The organism is Bacillus sp. FSL K6-3459 (assembly GCF_038003305.1).
GTDB classification, from domain to species: Bacteria; Bacillota; Bacilli; order Bacillales; family Bacillaceae; genus Bacillus; species Bacillus pumilus_O.
In genome coordinates this window covers 2,377,564-2,395,674 of the sequence record NZ_JBBOOW010000001.1, presented here as the reverse complement: position 1 = coordinate 2,395,674, position 18,111 = coordinate 2,377,564, and the positions used below count along the sequence as shown (strand labels likewise).

Annotated in this window: 20 protein-coding genes and 1 other annotated feature; of the genes, 16 read left to right on the top strand and 4 right to left on the bottom strand. The window is 41.8% G+C overall.

Going from position 1 to position 18,111, the window contains the following annotated elements:
• Positions 1-4: 4 nt before the first annotated feature.
• Together MHI35_RS12185 and MHI35_RS12180 are read left to right on the top strand one after the other, a co-directional pair.
• Complete coding sequence (locus MHI35_RS12185; RefSeq protein ID WP_211062958.1) at positions 5-196, top strand: hypothetical protein; 192 nt, start codon at positions 5-7, stop codon at positions 194-196.
• A gap of 20 nt (positions 197-216) precedes the next feature.
• Positions 217-348 (top strand): YrzQ family protein, encoded by a 132-nt coding sequence (locus MHI35_RS12180; protein WP_003216198.1) that lies wholly within the window; start codon positions 217-219, stop codon positions 346-348.
• A 233-nt stretch (positions 349-581) separates the two neighbouring features.
• On the opposite strand, the gene MHI35_RS12175 is transcribed toward MHI35_RS12180, so the two are convergent.
• From MHI35_RS12175 to MHI35_RS12160, 4 genes are all read right to left on the bottom strand, one after another.
• A complete protein-coding gene (locus MHI35_RS12175; protein ID WP_211062959.1) occupies positions 582-1,232 on the bottom strand; it encodes an amino acid ABC transporter permease in 651 nt (216 codons plus the stop codon).
• A gap of 15 nt (positions 1,233-1,247) precedes the next feature.
• On the bottom strand, positions 1,248-1,901 hold the full coding sequence (locus MHI35_RS12170) for an amino acid ABC transporter permease (RefSeq protein WP_119125178.1): 654 nt from the start codon (positions 1,899-1,901) through the stop codon (positions 1,248-1,250).
• A 76-nt stretch (positions 1,902-1,977) separates the two neighbouring features.
• Complete coding sequence (locus MHI35_RS12165) at positions 1,978-2,787, bottom strand: transporter substrate-binding domain-containing protein (RefSeq protein ID WP_211062960.1); 810 nt, start codon at positions 2,785-2,787, stop codon at positions 1,978-1,980.
• Between the two features lie 13 nt (positions 2,788-2,800).
• Positions 2,801-3,529, bottom strand: a complete 729-nt coding sequence (locus MHI35_RS12160) for an amino acid ABC transporter ATP-binding protein (RefSeq protein WP_211062961.1) — start codon at positions 3,527-3,529, stop codon at positions 2,801-2,803.
• A gap of 165 nt (positions 3,530-3,694) precedes the next feature.
• On the opposite strand from MHI35_RS12160, the gene MHI35_RS12155 reads away from it, so the two are divergent.
• The 14 genes from MHI35_RS12155 to greA all read left to right on the top strand — a co-directional run bounded on the left by MHI35_RS12155 (position 3,695) and on the right by greA (position 18,083).
• Positions 3,695-4,759 (top strand): AI-2E family transporter, encoded by a 1,065-nt coding sequence (locus tag MHI35_RS12155; RefSeq protein WP_211062962.1) that lies wholly within the window; start codon positions 3,695-3,697, stop codon positions 4,757-4,759.
• A 46-nt stretch (positions 4,760-4,805) separates the two neighbouring features.
• Positions 4,806-5,014, top strand: a binding site (T-box leader).
• Between the two features lie 81 nt (positions 5,015-5,095).
• Positions 5,096-7,732: an alanine--tRNA ligase gene (gene alaS / locus MHI35_RS12150; RefSeq protein ID WP_335349009.1), complete on the top strand. Its 2,637-nt coding sequence runs from the start codon at positions 5,096-5,098 to the stop codon at positions 7,730-7,732.
• An 89-nt stretch (positions 7,733-7,821) separates the two neighbouring features.
• Positions 7,822-8,088 (top strand): IreB family regulatory phosphoprotein, encoded by a 267-nt coding sequence (locus MHI35_RS12145; RefSeq protein WP_024718370.1) that lies wholly within the window; start codon positions 7,822-7,824, stop codon positions 8,086-8,088.
• Positions 8,089-8,091: 3 nt separating this feature from the next.
• Positions 8,092-8,508: a Holliday junction resolvase RuvX gene (ruvX, locus tag MHI35_RS12140; RefSeq protein ID WP_003216519.1), complete on the top strand. Its 417-nt coding sequence runs from the start codon at positions 8,092-8,094 to the stop codon at positions 8,506-8,508.
• Between the two features lie 16 nt (positions 8,509-8,524).
• Positions 8,525-8,812: a DUF1292 domain-containing protein gene (locus tag MHI35_RS12135; protein ID WP_012010715.1), complete on the top strand. Its 288-nt coding sequence runs from the start codon at positions 8,525-8,527 to the stop codon at positions 8,810-8,812.
• A gap of 154 nt (positions 8,813-8,966) precedes the next feature.
• Positions 8,967-9,533 (top strand): biotin transporter BioY, encoded by a 567-nt coding sequence (locus MHI35_RS12130; protein WP_335349010.1) that lies wholly within the window; start codon positions 8,967-8,969, stop codon positions 9,531-9,533.
• Positions 9,530-10,993, top strand: coding sequence for an acyl-CoA synthetase (locus MHI35_RS12125; RefSeq protein WP_335349011.1), 1,464 nt, complete (start codon positions 9,530-9,532; stop codon positions 10,991-10,993). The genes MHI35_RS12130 and MHI35_RS12125 overlap by 4 nt, the downstream gene beginning before the upstream one ends.
• Positions 10,981-12,069 carry an acetyl-CoA C-acyltransferase gene (locus MHI35_RS12120; RefSeq protein ID WP_144520725.1) on the top strand — a complete coding sequence of 363 codons (1,089 nt, stop codon included), beginning with the start codon at positions 10,981-10,983 and terminating at the stop codon, positions 12,067-12,069. The genes MHI35_RS12125 and MHI35_RS12120 overlap by 13 nt, the downstream gene beginning before the upstream one ends.
• A 73-nt stretch (positions 12,070-12,142) precedes the next feature.
• Positions 12,143-13,225, top strand: a complete 1,083-nt coding sequence (gene mltG / locus MHI35_RS12115; protein WP_335349012.1) for an endolytic transglycosylase MltG — start codon at positions 12,143-12,145, stop codon at positions 13,223-13,225.
• A 210-nt stretch (positions 13,226-13,435) separates the two neighbouring features.
• A complete protein-coding gene (locus MHI35_RS12110) occupies positions 13,436-14,101 on the top strand; it encodes an O-methyltransferase (RefSeq protein WP_144520721.1) in 666 nt (221 codons plus the stop codon).
• Complete coding sequence (locus MHI35_RS12105) at positions 14,098-15,027, top strand: peptidase U32 family protein (RefSeq protein ID WP_144520719.1); 930 nt, start codon at positions 14,098-14,100, stop codon at positions 15,025-15,027. Before MHI35_RS12110 ends, MHI35_RS12105 begins: the two co-directional genes overlap by 4 nt.
• 20 nt (positions 15,028-15,047) lie before the next feature.
• Positions 15,048-16,316: a peptidase U32 family protein gene (locus MHI35_RS12100; protein WP_335349013.1), complete on the top strand. Its 1,269-nt coding sequence runs from the start codon at positions 15,048-15,050 to the stop codon at positions 16,314-16,316.
• 7 nt (positions 16,317-16,323) lie between these two features.
• Positions 16,324-16,956, top strand: a complete 633-nt coding sequence (gene udk / locus MHI35_RS12095) for a uridine kinase (RefSeq protein WP_335349014.1) — start codon at positions 16,324-16,326, stop codon at positions 16,954-16,956.
• Positions 16,957-17,609: 653 nt separating this feature from the next.
• Positions 17,610-18,083 (top strand): transcription elongation factor GreA, encoded by a 474-nt coding sequence (gene greA, locus MHI35_RS12090; protein WP_012010706.1) that lies wholly within the window; start codon positions 17,610-17,612, stop codon positions 18,081-18,083.
• The last annotated feature ends 28 nt before the right edge of the window (positions 18,084-18,111 follow it).

Genomic DNA, 18,111 nt, shown 5'->3' with positions numbered 1-18,111 from the left:
GATTATGCTCATTTGCCCAAATTGCAAATGTAAAGACATCGGAAAAATTGGGGTCAATCAATATTATTGCTGGGGCTGTTTTATTGAATTGACACTGACAAAAGGCAAAATATCTACACACCAAGTGGAAGAAGACGGAACACTAAGCAGCTTAGATGATCTGTTTAGTGATGATGAACGTTCAATTCAACTATAAGTGTTAAGGGGGAATTTCGAATGGGCAAAATGACTTCTTCACTATTAACGCTTGGTGCAGGTGCACTCGCATATCACTTTGCAAGCCGATATGATATGCCATCAAAGCGGGATATGAAAAAGCTAAGAAAACGTGTAATGAGAATGATGTAAAAAAAGGCATCCGCTAAGAGCGGATGTCCCAGATTGTTGACAAAGGGCTAAAATGATCTTTATTTTAGCCCTTTGTCTTCTTATCAGCGTGATAGAAAACCTTTGAAGTCTAGGAAGGGCGAGCACTGGCGCGGAGCGAATTTGACATTCGTGAGCACCGGAGCGCAGACTTGACACCGAATGCGAGGGTTTGTCTACACGCTGAGGCATCCGCTAAGAGCGGATGTCTTTTTTTATGTCTGCCTATATTCTAATCGGCGTGCGAGTAATGATAAGCTGAAATTGACGACAAAATACATCATCGCCGCTAATAGGAAAATGGGCAGTAAGTAAGATTGGCTCTGACCGTTTAATATTTGAGCGTGATGCAATAGTTCTGGAAGTGCAATGACAACAGCTAGTGACGTATCTTTTAAAAGAGAGATGAATTGACTGACAATTGGCGGCACCATTCGGCGTAAAGCCTGCGGCATAATAATCATTTTTAACGTTTGGATATAGGTTAAGCCAGAGGACCTAGCTGCTTCGATTTGCCCCTTATCAATTGATTTTAAACCGCTTCGAATAATTTCTGACAGCATTGCTGATTCAAATACGGTTAAAGCTGCTATAGCCGAGGCTGTAATGCTCAGCTTAATACCGATTTCGGGCAATGCAAAATATGTGAAGAAGATGATCAATAAGAGCGGCAAGTTTCGAATGGTTTCAACGACGACTGCAAGTATCTTTGATAAAACTGGAATTTGAGCGAACCGCAATGTGCCAATGACTAATCCAATGAGAAAGCTCAAAATGATGGAGATAAAAGCCACTTTTAAGGTGACAGCAAATCCTTCAAGTAAAAAGGTGAGATGATCAGGCTGGTAGGCACCTAGAAAATCCATGATATGTCCTCCTTTCTAGTGGCTTCTTGCTAATCTTTTTTCTAAATAACCAACGCCTAAACTGAGCGGAATCGTTAATATCAGATAGAACATGGCAACAAAAATGTAGACATCAAATGTCACAAAAGTTCTAGAAGCGATGAGGTCTCCTTGATACATGAGATCAAACCCTGCGATGACACCTAAAATAGAGGAGTTTTTAACAAGGTTAATAAATTGATTCCCAAGAGGAGGAATGACAATTTTAATCGCTTGCGGCAGTATGATATACCTCATCGTCCCACCATAGGATAGACCTGAAGCACGGGCGGCTTCCATTTGTCCAAGCGGTACAGCTTGTATCCCTGCGCGAATGGCTTCAGCAATAAAGGCTGACGTATAAATGGCAAGGGCAATTGTGCCAGCGGTGAAGCCATCTGCTACAATACCCAGCACGGGTAATCCAAAGAAGAAGACAAATGTAATCAATAATAACGGAATATTCCGAATAAATTCCACGTAAGCCGTCCCTAACCAGTTGAGCGGCCTGAGTGGCGCAATTCTCATAATGGCAATGAGTGTACCGATCAAAAAGCTTCCAATCAAAGCAATGACACTTGCACCAATGGTATATTTAAAGCCTTCTACATAAAGATTGAAGTTTTCAGTGAGAATGGAAAACCGCAGCAATCAGTTCACTTCCTTCCTGATCAATAGGGGAGCCAATGAGCGGCTCACCCCGAGAGAATTACTTCTAAACAAACGATTATTCTTTGATCCATTTTTGATGAATCTTGTCATACTCCCCATTGTCTTTTAATGTCTTTAAGGCTTTATTAATGGCCGTAGTTAATTCCTTATCGCCTTTCTTGACAGCAATGCCATAAGGCTCATCTGTAAAGGTACCGCCGACGACTTCGTAATTTGAATCCTCATCTGCCATACCAAATAAGATCGCATTATCAGTTGTCAGCACTTGCCCTTGATTTGATTTTAAAGCTGTAAAAGCCTCCTGATAGTTCTCAAATTCTAATACAGACGCCTCAGGTGCTTTTTCCCGGATATTTTGAGAAGAAGTAGATCCTTTCACTGCGAGCACTTTCGTCCCTTTCTTCAAATCATCAATGGATTGAATGTCGCTTCCTTTTTTCACAAGCAGTGATTGTCCTGCTTCAAAGTAAACATCCGAGAAATTGACTTCTTTTTTACGCTCTTCCGTAATCGTCATGGTTGCGACGATTGCATGAATATCTCCTTTTTGCAGTAAAGGAATTCTCGTTTTTGATGTCACTTCTTTGAATTCTGCTTTTCCTTCATCACCGAGTATTTCCTTTGCAATGGCTTTTGCAATATCGATATCAAACCCTTCAATATCTCCGCTGCTTGGATTTTTTAGACCGAAGAGACGTGTATCATTCTTAACTCCGAATATGATTTTTTTGTCTTTCTGAATGGTTTCTAAAGAGCTTCCTTGTTTTGTATCAGTCGAGCCTTTTTCAGCAGATCCGCAAGCAGCCAATGCAGCAATACAGCAAGTCATAAAGAGTAGTAGGCCAAAGCGTTTCATTTTTTTCATCAAATCATTCCCCCTAGTGATTTAAAATACGGCTTAAAAAAAGCTGAGCGCGTTTCTCACGCGGTTTCTCATAAAATGCAGCCGGTGTTGACTCTTCAAGAATTCTGCCTTCATCAATAAAGACAATACGGTCTGCGACTTCTCTGGCAAATCCCATCTCATGTGTGACGACAACCATGGTCATTCCTTCTCGGGCGAGCTGCTTCATCACATCTAGTACCTCTCCAATCATCTCTGGGTCAAGAGCTGATGTCGGTTCGTCGAACAGCATGACCTCTGGTTTCATCGCAAGCCCTCTAGCAATGGCAACACGCTGCTGCTGTCCGCCTGAGAGTCTTGAAGGGTAGGCGTTAGCTTTATCAGGAATACCGACTTTATGTAAATAAAATTCGGCTGTTTCCCTCGCTTCTTCTTTGCTCACCTTTTTCACCTTCATTGGTGCAAGCATAATGTTTTCAAGCACCGTCTTATGCGGATAGAGGTGGAAATGTTGAAATACCATCCCGATATTTTGCCTGACAAGATTGATATTGGTTTTCGGATGCTGAACGGGCACTTCGTTGACAAGCACCTTACCCTCATCAATGCTTTCAAGACGATTGATGCATCTGAGCATCGTGCTTTTACCTGATCCTGAAGGACCAATGATCACGACGACCTCACCTTTTTGAATATGTAGGTTAATGTCTTTCAGTACATGGAACTGGCCATAATGTTTATTGACTTTTTCGAATGTGATCATGAAGAACCTCCTCTTGTACATGGTGGTATTCAGTGGAGACATTTTAGTAACTTTGGATGGTACTGTATGTTTCATGTGTATTCATTTTTAACAAAGTTAGGACAAATTTTATTTACATGGATAATTGCAGAAGATGGTTAAACAATAAGAAAAGAGGTGAAAAAGGTGAAGAAACGCCCGATCCAATTTCTGATATATGCCGCAGGGGTCCTGCTTGTCCTTGCATCCTTGCTCATTTTATTGCAGCTCGACGAGTTATGGATGCCTATTTTTTTGTTGTTAAAGGCGGTTCTCATTCCGCTGCTCATTGCTATTTTTATTTCTTATCTGCTTTATCCGATAGTGGAAAGATTGCACGCAGGGGGCTTACCGAGGACTGTGAGTCTCTTATTGATTTATGTCCTGTTTTTTGGCGGGATTGGGCTTGCGGTTTATAAAGGGGCGCCTGTCATGATCAAGCAGCTAAATGAGCTGTCAGAACAAATTCCTGTGCTTGCAGAAACGTATAATGGCGCTTTATCACATATTCATCAACATACAAGCCATTGGCCTGACGGACTTCACGACCGCTTGGATCGCTTAATTGTTCAATCGGAGACATTTGCAGCTAACGGTGCGGAGCGGATGATTCTTAGCTGTAAAGTGTTACTTGATTATGCACTAGTTGCAGCGCTCATCCCTTTTCTTGTTTTTTATATGGTGAAGGATATGAATACGATGAAGCGGGCTGCATGGTATTTGACGCCGCCCTCATTTCGGAAGAGGGGGCATGCGTTTGTAAAGGCAGTTGATGAATCACTTGGTAATTATATTAGAGGGCAGCTACTTGTCTGTTCATTCATTGGGGGTGCAGCCGCCATTGTGCTCTGGCTGTTTCATATCCCGTACCCGCTTGTCCTTGGTATGCTAATTGGCGCAACGAATGTCATTCCGTATTTTGGGCCGATTATTGGCGCGATTCCTGCTGTCTTTATTGCGTTTACCATCTCGGTGAAATCAGTTATTATTGTGCTGATTACAGTCGCCGTACTGCAATTTTTAGAAAGCAACGTCCTAAGCCCGATTATCGTAGGGAGAAGTCTTCATATGCATCCTGTCGTCATTATGCTTGTTTTGCTTGCTGGTGGAGAGTTATTTGGTTTAATCGGCATGATTTTAGCCGTACCAACTGCCGCTATCATCAGAGTGATCATTGTGCAATTTATCATTATGAGGCGAGGCGTTCATTGACAAGAGGAGCCGAGTTGTCTATAATAATTTCGATTCATACTACATACTGAATTCAATGACGGACCCGAGTACGTTAAAAAGCTGCTTAAGAGAGAGGCTTTATTATGCTGAGAAAAGCCTTATCAGACCTTTAACGGAAGCTAGTCCCGAGTGCAGATAAACACTGCCGCTCTCTTCCGGCGTTATCGGATGTGAAGGTGATAGACGAATTTGTCTATAATCAGGGTGGTACCGCGAGAACATCTCGTCCCTGTGTAAGTCGTTTTGTGCTTGCATAGGGCGGGGTGTTTTTTCGTTTGTGTGGAGATTGATGAATGAAAAGGGAGGATTTTTTGAATGAAAACTTTAACTTCAGCTCAAGTACGCCAAATGTTTTTAGACTTTTTTAAAGAAAAAGGACATGCTGTAGAACCGAGTGCATCACTCGTGCCGCATGATGATCCGACACTTTTGTGGATCAACAGCGGGGTGGCAACATTAAAGAAATACTTTGATGGCCGAGTCGTTCCTGACAATCCGCGTATTTGCAACGCACAAAAATCAATTCGTACAAATGATATTGAAAACGTAGGGAAAACAGCACGTCATCATACGTTCTTTGAAATGCTTGGAAACTTCTCTATTGGTGATTATTTTAAAGAAGAAGCGATCGAATGGGCGTGGGAATTTCTCACAAGTGACGAGTGGATTGGCTTTGACCCGAATTTGTTATCTGTCACTGTCCATCCAGAGGACGAAGAAGCGTATATTCTATGGAGAGATAAAATTGGTGTACCTGAAGAACGTATTATTCGCCTTGAAGGGAACTTCTGGGATATTGGAGAGGGCCCAAGTGGACCGAATACAGAAATTTTCTATGACCGCGGTGAATCATACGGTCACGATATGAACGATCCAGAATTATATCCTGGCGGAGAAAATGAGCGTTATCTAGAAGTGTGGAACCTAGTGTTCTCAGAATTTAACCACAATCCAGATGGGTCATACACGCCACTGCCGAAGAAAAACATTGATACAGGGATGGGTCTTGAACGAATGGTATCTGTCATTCAAAACGTGCCTACGAACTTCGATACAGATCTATTCATGCCAATTATTCGTGCGGTTGAGACCATTTCTGGAGAAAGCTATGGCGAGACAAAGGAAAAGGATACAGCATTTAAAGTCATTGCTGACCACATCCGGACGGTTGCCTTTGCTGTAAGTGATGGAGCGCTTCCTTCCAATGAAGGCCGTGGGTACGTGTTAAGACGTTTGCTTCGCCGTGCTGTGCGTTATGCAAAAACCATTCACATCCATCGCCCGTTTATGTTTGATCTAGTTCCAGTTGTGGCGGAAATCATGAAGGATTTCTATCCAGATGTACAAGCGAAAGAAGAATTTATTGCAAAAGTCATCAAGAATGAAGAAGAACGTTTCCATGAAACGCTGAACGAAGGGTTAGCCATTTTGTCAGAAGTCATCAAAAAAGAAAGAGACAAAGGCAGCACACAGATTTCAGGTGAAGATGTATTTAAGCTGTATGACACGTATGGATTCCCTGTCGAGCTCACAGAAGAATACGCAGAAGATGAGCACATGACAGTGGATCGAGAAGGCTTCCAAGCGGAAATGGAGAAGCAGCGTGAACGGGCAAGAAATGCGAGACAAGATGTCGGCAGTATGCAGGTTCAAGGCGGCGCATTAGGCGATATTAAAGTGGAAAGTACCTTTGTTGGCTACGAAAATTTAACTGCGGATTCTCGCATTATTGAATTGCTTCAAAATGGTGAAATTGTCTCGGAAGCACATGAAGGAGACACGGTGCAAATCTTGTTAGATGAAACACCTTTCTATGCGGAAAGCGGCGGACAAGTAGCGGACAAAGGGACACTAAAAAGTGCAGAAGCCATCATTGAGATCAAAGATGTGAAAAAAGCGCCAAACGGTCAGCATGTCCATGAAGGAGTCGTCGTAAGCGGTACGGCTAAAAAAGGTCTCGAGGTCACTGCTGAAGTGGAATCAGCTCTTCGAAAAGGCGTTGTGAAAAACCATACAGCGACACACCTTCTGCATCAGGCGCTGAAAGATGTATTAGGCAGCCACGTGAACCAAGCAGGGTCATTGGTGAATGAAAACAGACTTCGCTTTGATTTCTCTCACTTTGGACAAGTGACAAAAGAAGAATTGTCTCAAATCGAAAAAATCGTGAACGAAAAGATCTGGGAAGGCATCTCTGTTGCTATTGACCTGAAGCCGATTGCTGAAGCAAAAGAAATGGGTGCTATGGCGCTCTTTGGCGAGAAGTATGGCGATATTGTCCGAGTTGTCCAAGTAGGCGATTACAGCATCGAACTATGCGGCGGCTGTCACGTGCAAAATACTGCGGAAATCGGGTTGTTTAAAATTGCATCTGAATCGGGTATTGGTGCTGGAACACGCCGGATTGAAGCGGTAACTGGTAAAGGGGCATACGAAGAATTAAATGACCAACTGGCGATTTTAGAGCAGGCAGCGAGTGAGCTGAAGTCAAATACGAAGGATGTACCAAAACGTATCGCTTCATTGCAGGCAGATTTAAAAGAAGTTCAAAGAGAAAACGAATCTCTTCTTGCAAAATTAAGCCAGGCTGAAGCAGGCTCTATTTTAGATAAAGTGAAAGAAATCGGCGGAGTGAAAGTGTTAACTGAAAAAGTAAACGCGAAAGACATGAACCATTTAAGAACAATGGTTGATGATTTAAAAGCTAAATTAGGCTCAGCTGTCATTGTGCTCGGAGCCGTTCAAAACGGAAAAGTAAACATTTCAGCAGGAGTGACAAAAGACGTCATCGAAAAAGGTCTGCATGCAGGGAAACTTGTGAAACAGGCAGCTGAAATCTGCGGCGGAGGCGGAGGCGGACGCCCAGACATGGCACAAGCAGGCGGAAAACAACCAGAAAAGCTAGAAGAAGCACTGGTAACTGTCGAAGAATCTGTCAAATCCGTTTTATAATCAGGCGATGTAGTGTAGAATAATGGTATTAGATGAGCGTTTAGAAAAAAGCTTGCTAGTAGAATGTTGGAAGAGAGGTGCAAGAAGCAGTGAGTTCATTTGATAAGACAATGAAGTTTAACTTCTCTGATGATTCAGCTGAAACCAATGTGAATGAAGTGCTCATTACAGTATATGACGCACTCCAAGAAAAAGGATACAACCCGATCAATCAAATTGTCGGATACTTGCTGTCAGGCGACCCTGCTTATATTCCAAGACATCAGGATGCTCGCAACCTAATTCGTAAACTAGAACGAGACGAATTAATTGAGGAATTGGTTAAATCGTACTTAGAGACACATAAAGAGGCGTAAAACATGAGAATTTTAGGCTTAGATTTAGGCACGAAAACCCTTGGTGTTGCGATCAGTGATGAAATGGGCTGGACAGCGCAAGGGATTGAAACAATTAAAATTGATGAAGCAGGCGGAGACTTCGGTCTCAGCCGCCTGTCTGAGATCGTCTCGCAATATGGAACGGATAAAATTGTACTTGGTTTTCCAAAAAATATGAACGGTACGGTCGGTCCTAGAGGCGAAGCCAGCCAATCATTTGCGAAAGTGTTAGAAAACACGTACAATGTTCCTGTTGTGCTTTGGGACGAGCGTCTGTCGACAATGGCAGCGGAAAAAATGCTCATCTCTGCAGATGTGAGCAGACAAAAGCGTAAAAAAGTCATTGATAAAATGGCGGCTGTTATGATCCTGCAAGGGTACTTAGACAGCTTAAATTAAAATGAGGTGAATCAAAATGGAACACGGAGAAAAGCAAATTACAATCGTTGATGATAATGGAAATGAACAGCTTTGCGAAGTACTTTTTACTTTTGAAAGCGACCATTTTAACAAATCATATGTTCTTTACTACCCAATTTCTGAGCAAGACAATGAAGAAATTGAAATTCATGCATCAAGCTTCACACCAAACGAAAACGGTGAAGATGGCGAGCTAGAGCCTATTGAAACGGATGAAGAGTGGGACATGATTGAAGAAACGTTAAATACGTTCTTGGATCAAGAAGAAGAAGACGAAGAATAGAACGAATAAAAGGCCTGTGAGCGGATCTTAGTGATCTTTCTTCACAGGTCTTTTTTTATGGTTATTATGTTAACTTTATTTTATTTAATGTTGACATATAAAACTGTACCTTTTACTCTATTTTTAACAATGAATTGAGTGAGGGGTATGGAAATTGAGAATTCAAGATATGATGCAAATGGCGTTAATGACTGCGGTTATTGGGATGTTAGGGTTGATCCCGCCGATTTTACTTACGTTTACACCTGTTCCCATCACATTGCAAACGGCAGGTCTTTTGCTTGCTGGTGGGCTATTAAAGCCAAAACAAGCACTGATCAGTTTACTTCTGTTTCTCTTGGTTGTAGCAGCAGGCGCACCTCTTTTGTCAGGTGGCAGAGGCGGAATAGGGGTCTTTTTTGGACCAAGCGGTGGATTTTTACTTGCTTATCCAGCGGCTGCCTTCACGATTAGTTTGTGGATCAACCGACTACAAAAAGTGACCACCTTGCGTCTTTTTGTGATCTTTACGATATGCAGTATCGGAATTTTGTATCTATGCGGCATTCCTTTTCAAGCGATGATCATGAATATCAAGGTCACTCAGGCAGCTCTTCTTAGTCTGATTTATATTCCAGGTGATCTCATCAAGGCAGGCATATGTGCCGTTCTCACGGTGAAAATCATTGCGGCTATGTCATATCGAAAAAGAGATGTGAATAAAGGGAGGCGTGCAGTTTGAGAAGAATAACGGAAAGTTATACATTACATGCAGAAATGAACCCAGATCATATCGCCATCATTGATGGAGAAGAACGAATCACTTACAAAGATTGGTATGAGCGTGTCCGGCTATCAGCGCAATGGTTACAACAAACGGCTCATGAACAAAAAAGAGTCGCTTTTTTATTATCGAATAGTGCTTCTTTTCTTCAAATATTTGCTGGCGCTGCTTCTGCAGGGTGGACAGCAGTCCCGCTTGATCCGAGATGGAGCCGTGAGGAATGTGTTAAAAAGCTTTTGTTAAGTGAGGCAGCTCTCGTCATTATCGAGGACCGATATTTAAATAGATTCGACAAGTACAGCGTAGACATGCAGGTTCTTTCTTTATCTGAATGGAAGGAAAACATGAGCCGTAACACACAAGTTCCATCTAACAAATGTGACATCGAAAATGACCCTATCTTTTATATGGGATTTACGTCAGGATCAATGGGTTCACCCAAAGCCTTTATCAGACGTCAGCAGTCATGGATTGAAAGCTTTCGAACGACAGCCTATACATTTGGAATCACTCATCAAGATCATGTTTTGATAGCAGGTACACTCTTATCCTCTCACTTTTTATATGGTGCCATCAGTACATTATACTTTGGCGGCACAGTGACGTTGTTAGAAAAATTCACACCAGTGAAAGCAAAGAAAGCCTTACAGACAGGAGATATGACTGTGATGTATACTGTTCCGACAATGACAGAATCGTTGCTGGAAATAGACGCTTTTGAGAGAGATCATTCGCTTCTTGTCATATCATCTGGAGCAGATTGGGGCATTCCTTCAAAGAAACAACTTGTGAAGAACGATTCTCATGTGACTTTTTTTGATTTTTACGGCACATCAGAGTTAAGCTTTGTTTCCTATTTATCTTCAAATGACTTTCTGCAAAAGCCTTCTTCTGTCGGACGTCCATTCCCTCCCATTCAAATTGAAGTGAGGCGAGCTGATCAAACTGTCTGCCAGCCAAATGAGACAGGAAGAATTTATGTGAAGAGCCCGATGTCTTTTGCAGGGTATTTACATGAAGTGAAACCGCCGGAGGAGTGGCTGACAGTTTATGATATGGGTTGGCTAGATGAAGACGGCTATTTATATATGAGTGGCCGTGAAAATGGCATGATCGTCTATGGAGGACTGAATATTTTTCCTGAGGAAATTGAGCGTGTGCTAAATGAACAGCCAGAGGTGAAGCGATCGGTTGTAGTTGGCGTTCCTGACCCATATTGGGGTGAAATACCTGTTGCCATTATTGAACAAAGGCAGCACTCAAAGACAGTTCGGCAAGCTGTCAAAGAAAAACTGGCAGCTTACAAGGTACCTAAAAAATGGCTAGTCATTGATCAAATCATTGAAACATCCGGAGGGAAAATAGCACGTGCCAGTATGAAACAGTGGGCAGAGGAACAATTGTCATGCAAGCAGTAATTGTACAAGCAAAACGGACACCCTTCGGTGATAAAAATGGGATGCTGAAGGATTATCGTCCAGAGCAATTAGCCGCGCCTCTTATTCGGTATTTGTCTAAAGGGATGACGCCAGACGATATTATATTAGGAAATGTTGTAGGAGGCGGCGGGAATATGGCCCGTCTGTCTTCATTAGAAGCAGGGCTTTCTTTAGGGGTACCCGGTATGACGGTAGATAGGCAGTGTGCTTCAGGTCTAGAAGCCATCCGAACAGCTTGCGCCATGGTTCAATCAGGCGAAGGTTCAATGTATATCGCTGGCGGGACTGAGAGCATTTCGAGATCACCAATGAAAGAAAGAGCCCGCTTTTCACCGGAATGGATAGGAGATCCGGCTATGGGAGAAGCAGCAGAGCTGACCGCTTCTAGATTTTTTGTGACAAGGAAAGAACAAGATGACTATGCGCAATTAAGCTGGGAAAGAAGTATAAACGCAATCAAACGTGGTACATATTTTGAAGAAATCATTTCGATTGACGGACTGAGTATAGATGAAGCGGCCGCGAAAATAAGACCAATGGCAAAGCTGATCCAGCGGGCAAAGCCTGTATTTTCACCCGGAAAAGGATCAGTAACTGCCGCCAATAGCTGCAAAGAAGCAGATGGTGCAGCCGCAGTCGTTGTGATGGAAAGATCGCTGGCAGAGGCAAATGGGTTTCAGCCAATGCTGCGATATGCCGGAAGTGCTGTGACGGCGATGCATCCCAACTTTCCAGCTGCCGCGCCGATTGATGCGATGAAGAAACTTCTAGATCAAGAGAAAATCAAGGCAGAGGATGTCGCACTATTTGAAATCAATGAAGCTTTCGCTCTGAAAATAGCGCTGATTGCTCGTACGCTAGATATTCCTTATGACAGGATCAATAAGAGAGGAGGTGCACTTTGTCTTGGTCATCCATATAGCGCATCAGGGACTGCGATGATGGTGAGACTGTTTTACGAAGCGCGCACCTTACCGAATGGAAGCTATGTCATGGCCGCAATTGGGAGTGGTGGCGGCGTTGGTTTAGCCGTATTATGTCAAGTTTTGTCATGACATGTATGAGCAAGTAATTGCCGAACTCCGTCGAATCATGTACTATAAAAGCTAGATGTGAGGAGGGCCATGCATGTTTTCAGAACAAAAGAAACGACCATTTTTCAAAAGGAAAATGGGGATCGTCCTGTTATCTGTTCTTGCTGTCATCATCATTGCAGCATTATCAGGCTTTTTATATGTTAAATCAGCACTTGGACCGGTCGATCAAAAAAGCAAACAAACGATTAATATTCATATTCCTAATGGGACATCTGTCCGTGAGATTGCGGGCATTTTAAAAGAAAATGGGCTCATTTCGAATGACACGATTTTCACGTATTATGCAAAATACAAAAATGCGTCCGGCTTTAAAGCGGGATACTTTCATTTGAAACAAACGATGGACGCAGACACGCTCATTCAAAAGCTGACATCTGGAGGGACAGACTACGCCTTTCAGCTTGTGATTCCAGAAGGAAAACAGCTGTCTGATATTGCGGCAGTAATTGCAAACCAGACGAATTTTTCAGCAAAAGAAGTGGAAGCGAAGCTGGATGATCCTGTGTTTATCAAAACATTAATGAAAAAATATCCGAAAACGGTGACATCACAAGTAAATGACAAACAGGTGAAACATCCGTTAGAAGGTTATTTATTCCCTGCGACGTATCCATTTTATCGTGAGGATGAATCACTCGAAACAATCATTGAAACGATGATTAAACAAACCGATCAATACGTGAAAACGTATGAAAAAGACATGAAAAAGAGAAACATGTCCATACATGATATGTTAACGATGGCATCACTGATTGAAATGGAAGCAACAGAAAAGACAGATCGCGCAAAAATCTCCAGTGTTTTTTATAACCGGTTGAAAAAGGACATGCCGCTTCAAACCGATCCAACTGTTCTTTATGCACTAGGTGAGCATAAATCCCGAGTTTATTACAAAGACCTTAAGGTGAAATCTCCTTATAATACGTATAACAACAAGGGACTGCCGCCTGGACCTATTGCAAACGCTGGCGAATCTTCCTGGAAAGCCGCACTGCATCCAGATAAAACGGATTATGTGTACTTCCTTGCGAAGAAAAACGGAGAAGTCGTCTTTACAAAAACGTTAAATGAGCACAACAAAGCGAAAGCCAAATACATCACAGGCAGCAATTAATGTACATGTGAATCGAAAAAGACTGTAGACAATACAAGATTGCCTGCAGTTTTTTTCGTTGGATTATCCATTTTATAGGTTCGCAATTACCACTTCTTTATGGTAAAATATATCGGGTTGTTTTACTTAGATGAACGAAAGATTGACGAGAAAGAGAGCTGCAACAGGCAGGACTCTTCTTTTTCAGGTCATGAAGGAGCTAGACAAATAATGACTATCGAAGATGATCAAATTAATGATTATATTGAACGTTTAATTCACCCAAGTCCTGATGCAATCGCTCAATTAGAGGCATATGCAAAAGAGCATCATGTACCAATTATGGAAAAGGTGAGCATTGAACTTTTACTGCAGCTGCTGTCGATGAAAAAGCCGAAGAAAATTCTTGAGGTTGGGACAGCGATAGGCTACTCCGCCATTCGAATGGCGACAGCTCTACCAGATGCTGAAATTTTTACGATTGAGCGAAACGCAAAACGCTATGAAGAAGCGACACGGAACATTGAGGAATTAAAGTTAAAAGAAAGAATACACGTGTTCTTTGGTGATGCCGTGGAATCGGCTAAAACAGTCCAAACAATGGCGCCCTATGATGTGATCTTTATTGATGCCGCAAAAGGGCAGTACAAACGTTTTTTTGAGCTGTTTGAACCGATGCTTGCTCATGACGGAATGATTATTACAGACAACGTATTATTTAAAGGTTTAGTGGCAACAAACTATGAAGAAGAAATAGAAGATAAAAGAAAAAAACAATTAATTGGAAAAATTGATCGATATAATCAATGGCTGATGTCAAACCCTGATTTCCAAACGTGCATTATTCCAGTTGGAGACGGGATCGCCATTAGTACAAAAAGAGGTGACCAATCATGAAAAAACCAGAATTGCTTGTGACGCCAAGCACGGTGTCAGATGTACTGCCATTAATCGAGGCGGGAGCTGATGCATTCTTAATAGGCGAACAAACATACGGTATTCGTCTTGCAGGTGAGTTTTCAAGAGAAGATGTGAAACAGACGGTTGAGCTTGCACATAAGCATGACAAAAAAGTGTATGTGGCGATGAATGCAATTTTTCATAATGATCGTGTCCAACTGCTTGGAGATTACTTAACCTTTCTCGATGCATTAAACGTAGATGGCGTCGTCTTTGGAGACCCAGCTGTGATCATGGCCGCTAAAGAAACAGGGGTAAGCCTGAATCTCCATTGGAGTACAGAAACGACTGGGACAAACTATTACACTTGTAACTACTGGGGCAGAAAAGGCGCAACGCGTGCTGTTCTTGCGAAAGAACTGAACATGGACAGTGTCATCGACATCAAAGAAAATGCCGAGGTGGAAATCGAAATTCAAGTCCATGGCATGACATGTATGTTCCAATCAAAACGTACGCTTATTGGCAACTACTTTGAATATCAGGGCAAACAAATGGACGTCGAAGGCAGACATATGGAGGAAGGGCTATTCCTTCATGACCAGGAGCGTCAAAACAAATATCCTATTTTCGAGGATGCAAACGGTACTCATATTATGAGTCCAAATGATGTGTGTATGATTGACGAATTAGAAGAATTTATTGATGCAGGCATTGACTCATTTAAAATTGACGGAATTTTAAAGTCACTTTCTTATATGACAGAAGTGACGTCTCTATATAGAAAAGCAATTGATTTATTAGCAACTGACAAAGACGCGTATGAAGATCAGAAAGAGGACTGGGTGAAGCGGATTGAAGAGATTCAGCCAGTGAATCGTTCGATTGATACAGGGTTCTTCTTTAAAGAAACGGTTTATTAATATAAGAGGAGGCAGAGGAAATGGCACTATTGAAAGATGGTATTTCTGAAATGATTGACGGAAAACGTGTCATTACAAAAAAACCAGAACTGCTTGCACCAGCAGGAAACTTGGAAAAACTGAAAATTGCTGTACATTACGGAGCAGACGCCGTCTTTATAGGCGGAAAAGAATTTGGACTTCGTTCAAATGCCGATAACTTTTCAATTGAAGAAATGGCTGAAGGTGTCGTATTTGCAAATAAATACGGTGCACGAATCTATGTGACAACGAATATCTTTGCCCACAACGAAAACATGGACGGGCTGGAGGAATACCTTCAAGGGATTGAAGGTGCTGGAGTAGCAGGCATTATCGTGGCTGATCCGCTGATCATTGAAACGTGTAAACGTGTCGCACCGAAACTTGAAGTCCATTTAAGCACACAGCAATCTCTTTCGAACTGGAAAGCTGTTCAGTTTTGGAAAGAAGAAGGGCTTGAGCGAGTGGTGCTGGCTCGCGAGACTAGTGCGCTAGAAATTAGAGAAATGAAAGAAAAGGTCGATATTGAAATTGAAACGTTCATTCACGGTGCGATGTGTATTGCTTACTCTGGCCGCTGCGTGCTCAGTAACCATATGACGGCAAGAGATTCTAACCGCGGTGGCTGCTGCCAGTCTTGCCGCTGGGATTATGATCTTTATAAACTAGAAGGTTCTGAGGAAGCGCCATTATTTGAAGAGGAAGACGCACCATTTGCGATGAGTCCAAAAGATTTAAAACTGATCGAATCCATTCCTCAAATGATTGAAATGGGAATTGACAGCTTGAAAATCGAAGGGCGTATGAAATCCATTCATTATGTGGCAACGGTCGTGAGTGTGTATCGCAAAGTCATCGACGCCTATTGTGCGGACCCAGACAATTTTGTCATTGAGCAGGAATGGTTAGATGAATTAGATAAATGTGCAAACCGTGACACAGCACCAGCCTTTTTCGAAGGTGTACCAGGAACGGATGAGCAAATGTTTGGCATTCATGGGAAGAAAACGACTTTTGATTTTGCAGGTCTCGTTCTTCATTATGATGAAAAAGAACAAATTGTCACATTGCAGCAGCGTAACTTCTTTAAAGCTGGTGACGAAGTTGAATTTTTCGGGCCAGAAATTGAGAATTTCACGTGCAAAATTGAGACGATTTGGGATGAAAAAGGAAATGAACTAGATGCCGCTCGTCATCCGCTTCAAATCGTCAAATTCAAGCTCGATCAAAAAGTATACCCTAGCAACATGATGAGAAAGGGGAAATAACAGGCACATGAGGAGTAAACCAGTGGTCATTGGAATTGCTGGCGGCTCGGGTTCAGGTAAAACGAGCGTCACCAATTCAATCTATGAAAAATTTAAAGGACATTCCATCCTCATGCTACAGCAAGATTTATATTACAAAAATCAAAGTCATATGCCATTTGAAGAGCGTCTGCTTACGAACTATGATCATCCGCTCGCATTCGACAATGACCTGATGTTTGAGCATTTGGAACAGCTCTTAAGGTACGAATCCATTGAAAAACCAATATATGATTTCAAGCTCAACACACGTTCAGAAGAAACTGTCCATGTTGAACCAAAGGACGTAATCATCGTTGAAGGCATCTTTGCATTAGAAGACGAACGCCTAAGAGACTTAATGGATATTAAACTGTATGTCGATACAGATGCAGATCTGCGCATCATTCGCCGCATTTTACGCGATACGAAAGAAAGAGGCCGTTCAATCGACTCTGTGATTGAACAGTATGTATCTGTTGTCAGACCGATGCATAATCAATTCATTGAAGCGACAAAGCGATACGCCGATATCATCATCCCAGAAGGCGGCCAAAACCATGTGGCGATTGACCTCATGGTGACAAAAATTCAAACCATTCTTCAAAGCCGAGCAGAGTAAATGGTGAAGAAGAAAAAGGCCTTTACAATGTAAAGGTCTTTTCAACATCACAATAAAGAGAATAAATACTAATATTTCTCATGTTTCTAAAAGAAGAAGCTGCTTAAATATGTTAAGTAGTAACACTTTGAATGAAAGATTTGGTATGATAGGAAAACAATGATGTGAAATAGATGTAGAAAAATGCCGTTTTCAAGCTGAATATTGAGGTGGTTTCGTTTTTGTAAAAGTATATTAAAAAAACGACAAACAAATCATCACAAATTTTCAAACAATTCTTGATCAAAATGCAATTTTGTAATAATATAGCATAGACATATCGTACACTGACCATATTATGTATTGGAAGATGGAGAATGGATAAGCTATTCTTCTACATATGATCGAAATGGCGAACGAGGTACAGGAGCTTCCTGTGCCTTTCCACAGTTTGTGCGATGGAGATAGATCATCTTTGGACCACTGATAATGGTTCTGTCTGAAAAAAAGGCATAATAGTTGCATCTAAAAGGGACGCCATGTAAGATGGACTTTTACAAATATGGGACAGAAGGAATGAGGGCCTGAAAAAGTCCTCATTCTTGTATATTTCAGTCGTCACTCACGTGCAGAAAGTATGTATGATGAGGATTAATAGAAGGAGTGAATGATTCATGGCACAAGAGAAAGTATTTCCAATGACAGAAGAAGGAAAACTTAAGTTAGAAGAAGAGCTTGAATATTTGAAAACGGTTAAACGTAAAGAGGTTGTAGAGCGTATTAAAATTGCGAGAAGCTTTGGAGACCTCTCTGAGAACTCGGAATATGATTCTGCTAAAGAAGAGCAAGCGTTTGTAGAAGGGCGTATCACTACGCTTGATAATATGATTCGCAATGCCAAAATTATCGAAGATGAAGGAAACTCAAATATTGTCTCACTTGGTAAAACAGTCACTTTCGTTGAATTACCAGACGGAGAAGAAGAGTCTTACACCATCGTTGGAAGTGCAGAAGCTGATCCGTTTGAAGGAAAGATTTCAAACGATTCACCAATTGCAAAAAGCCTGTTAGGCAAACAAGTAGACGACAAAGTAACCGTTCAAACACCAGGCGGAGAAATGTTCGTCCAAATTGTAAAAATTTCATAATCACGTTTATACGATAAACACCTCGTCC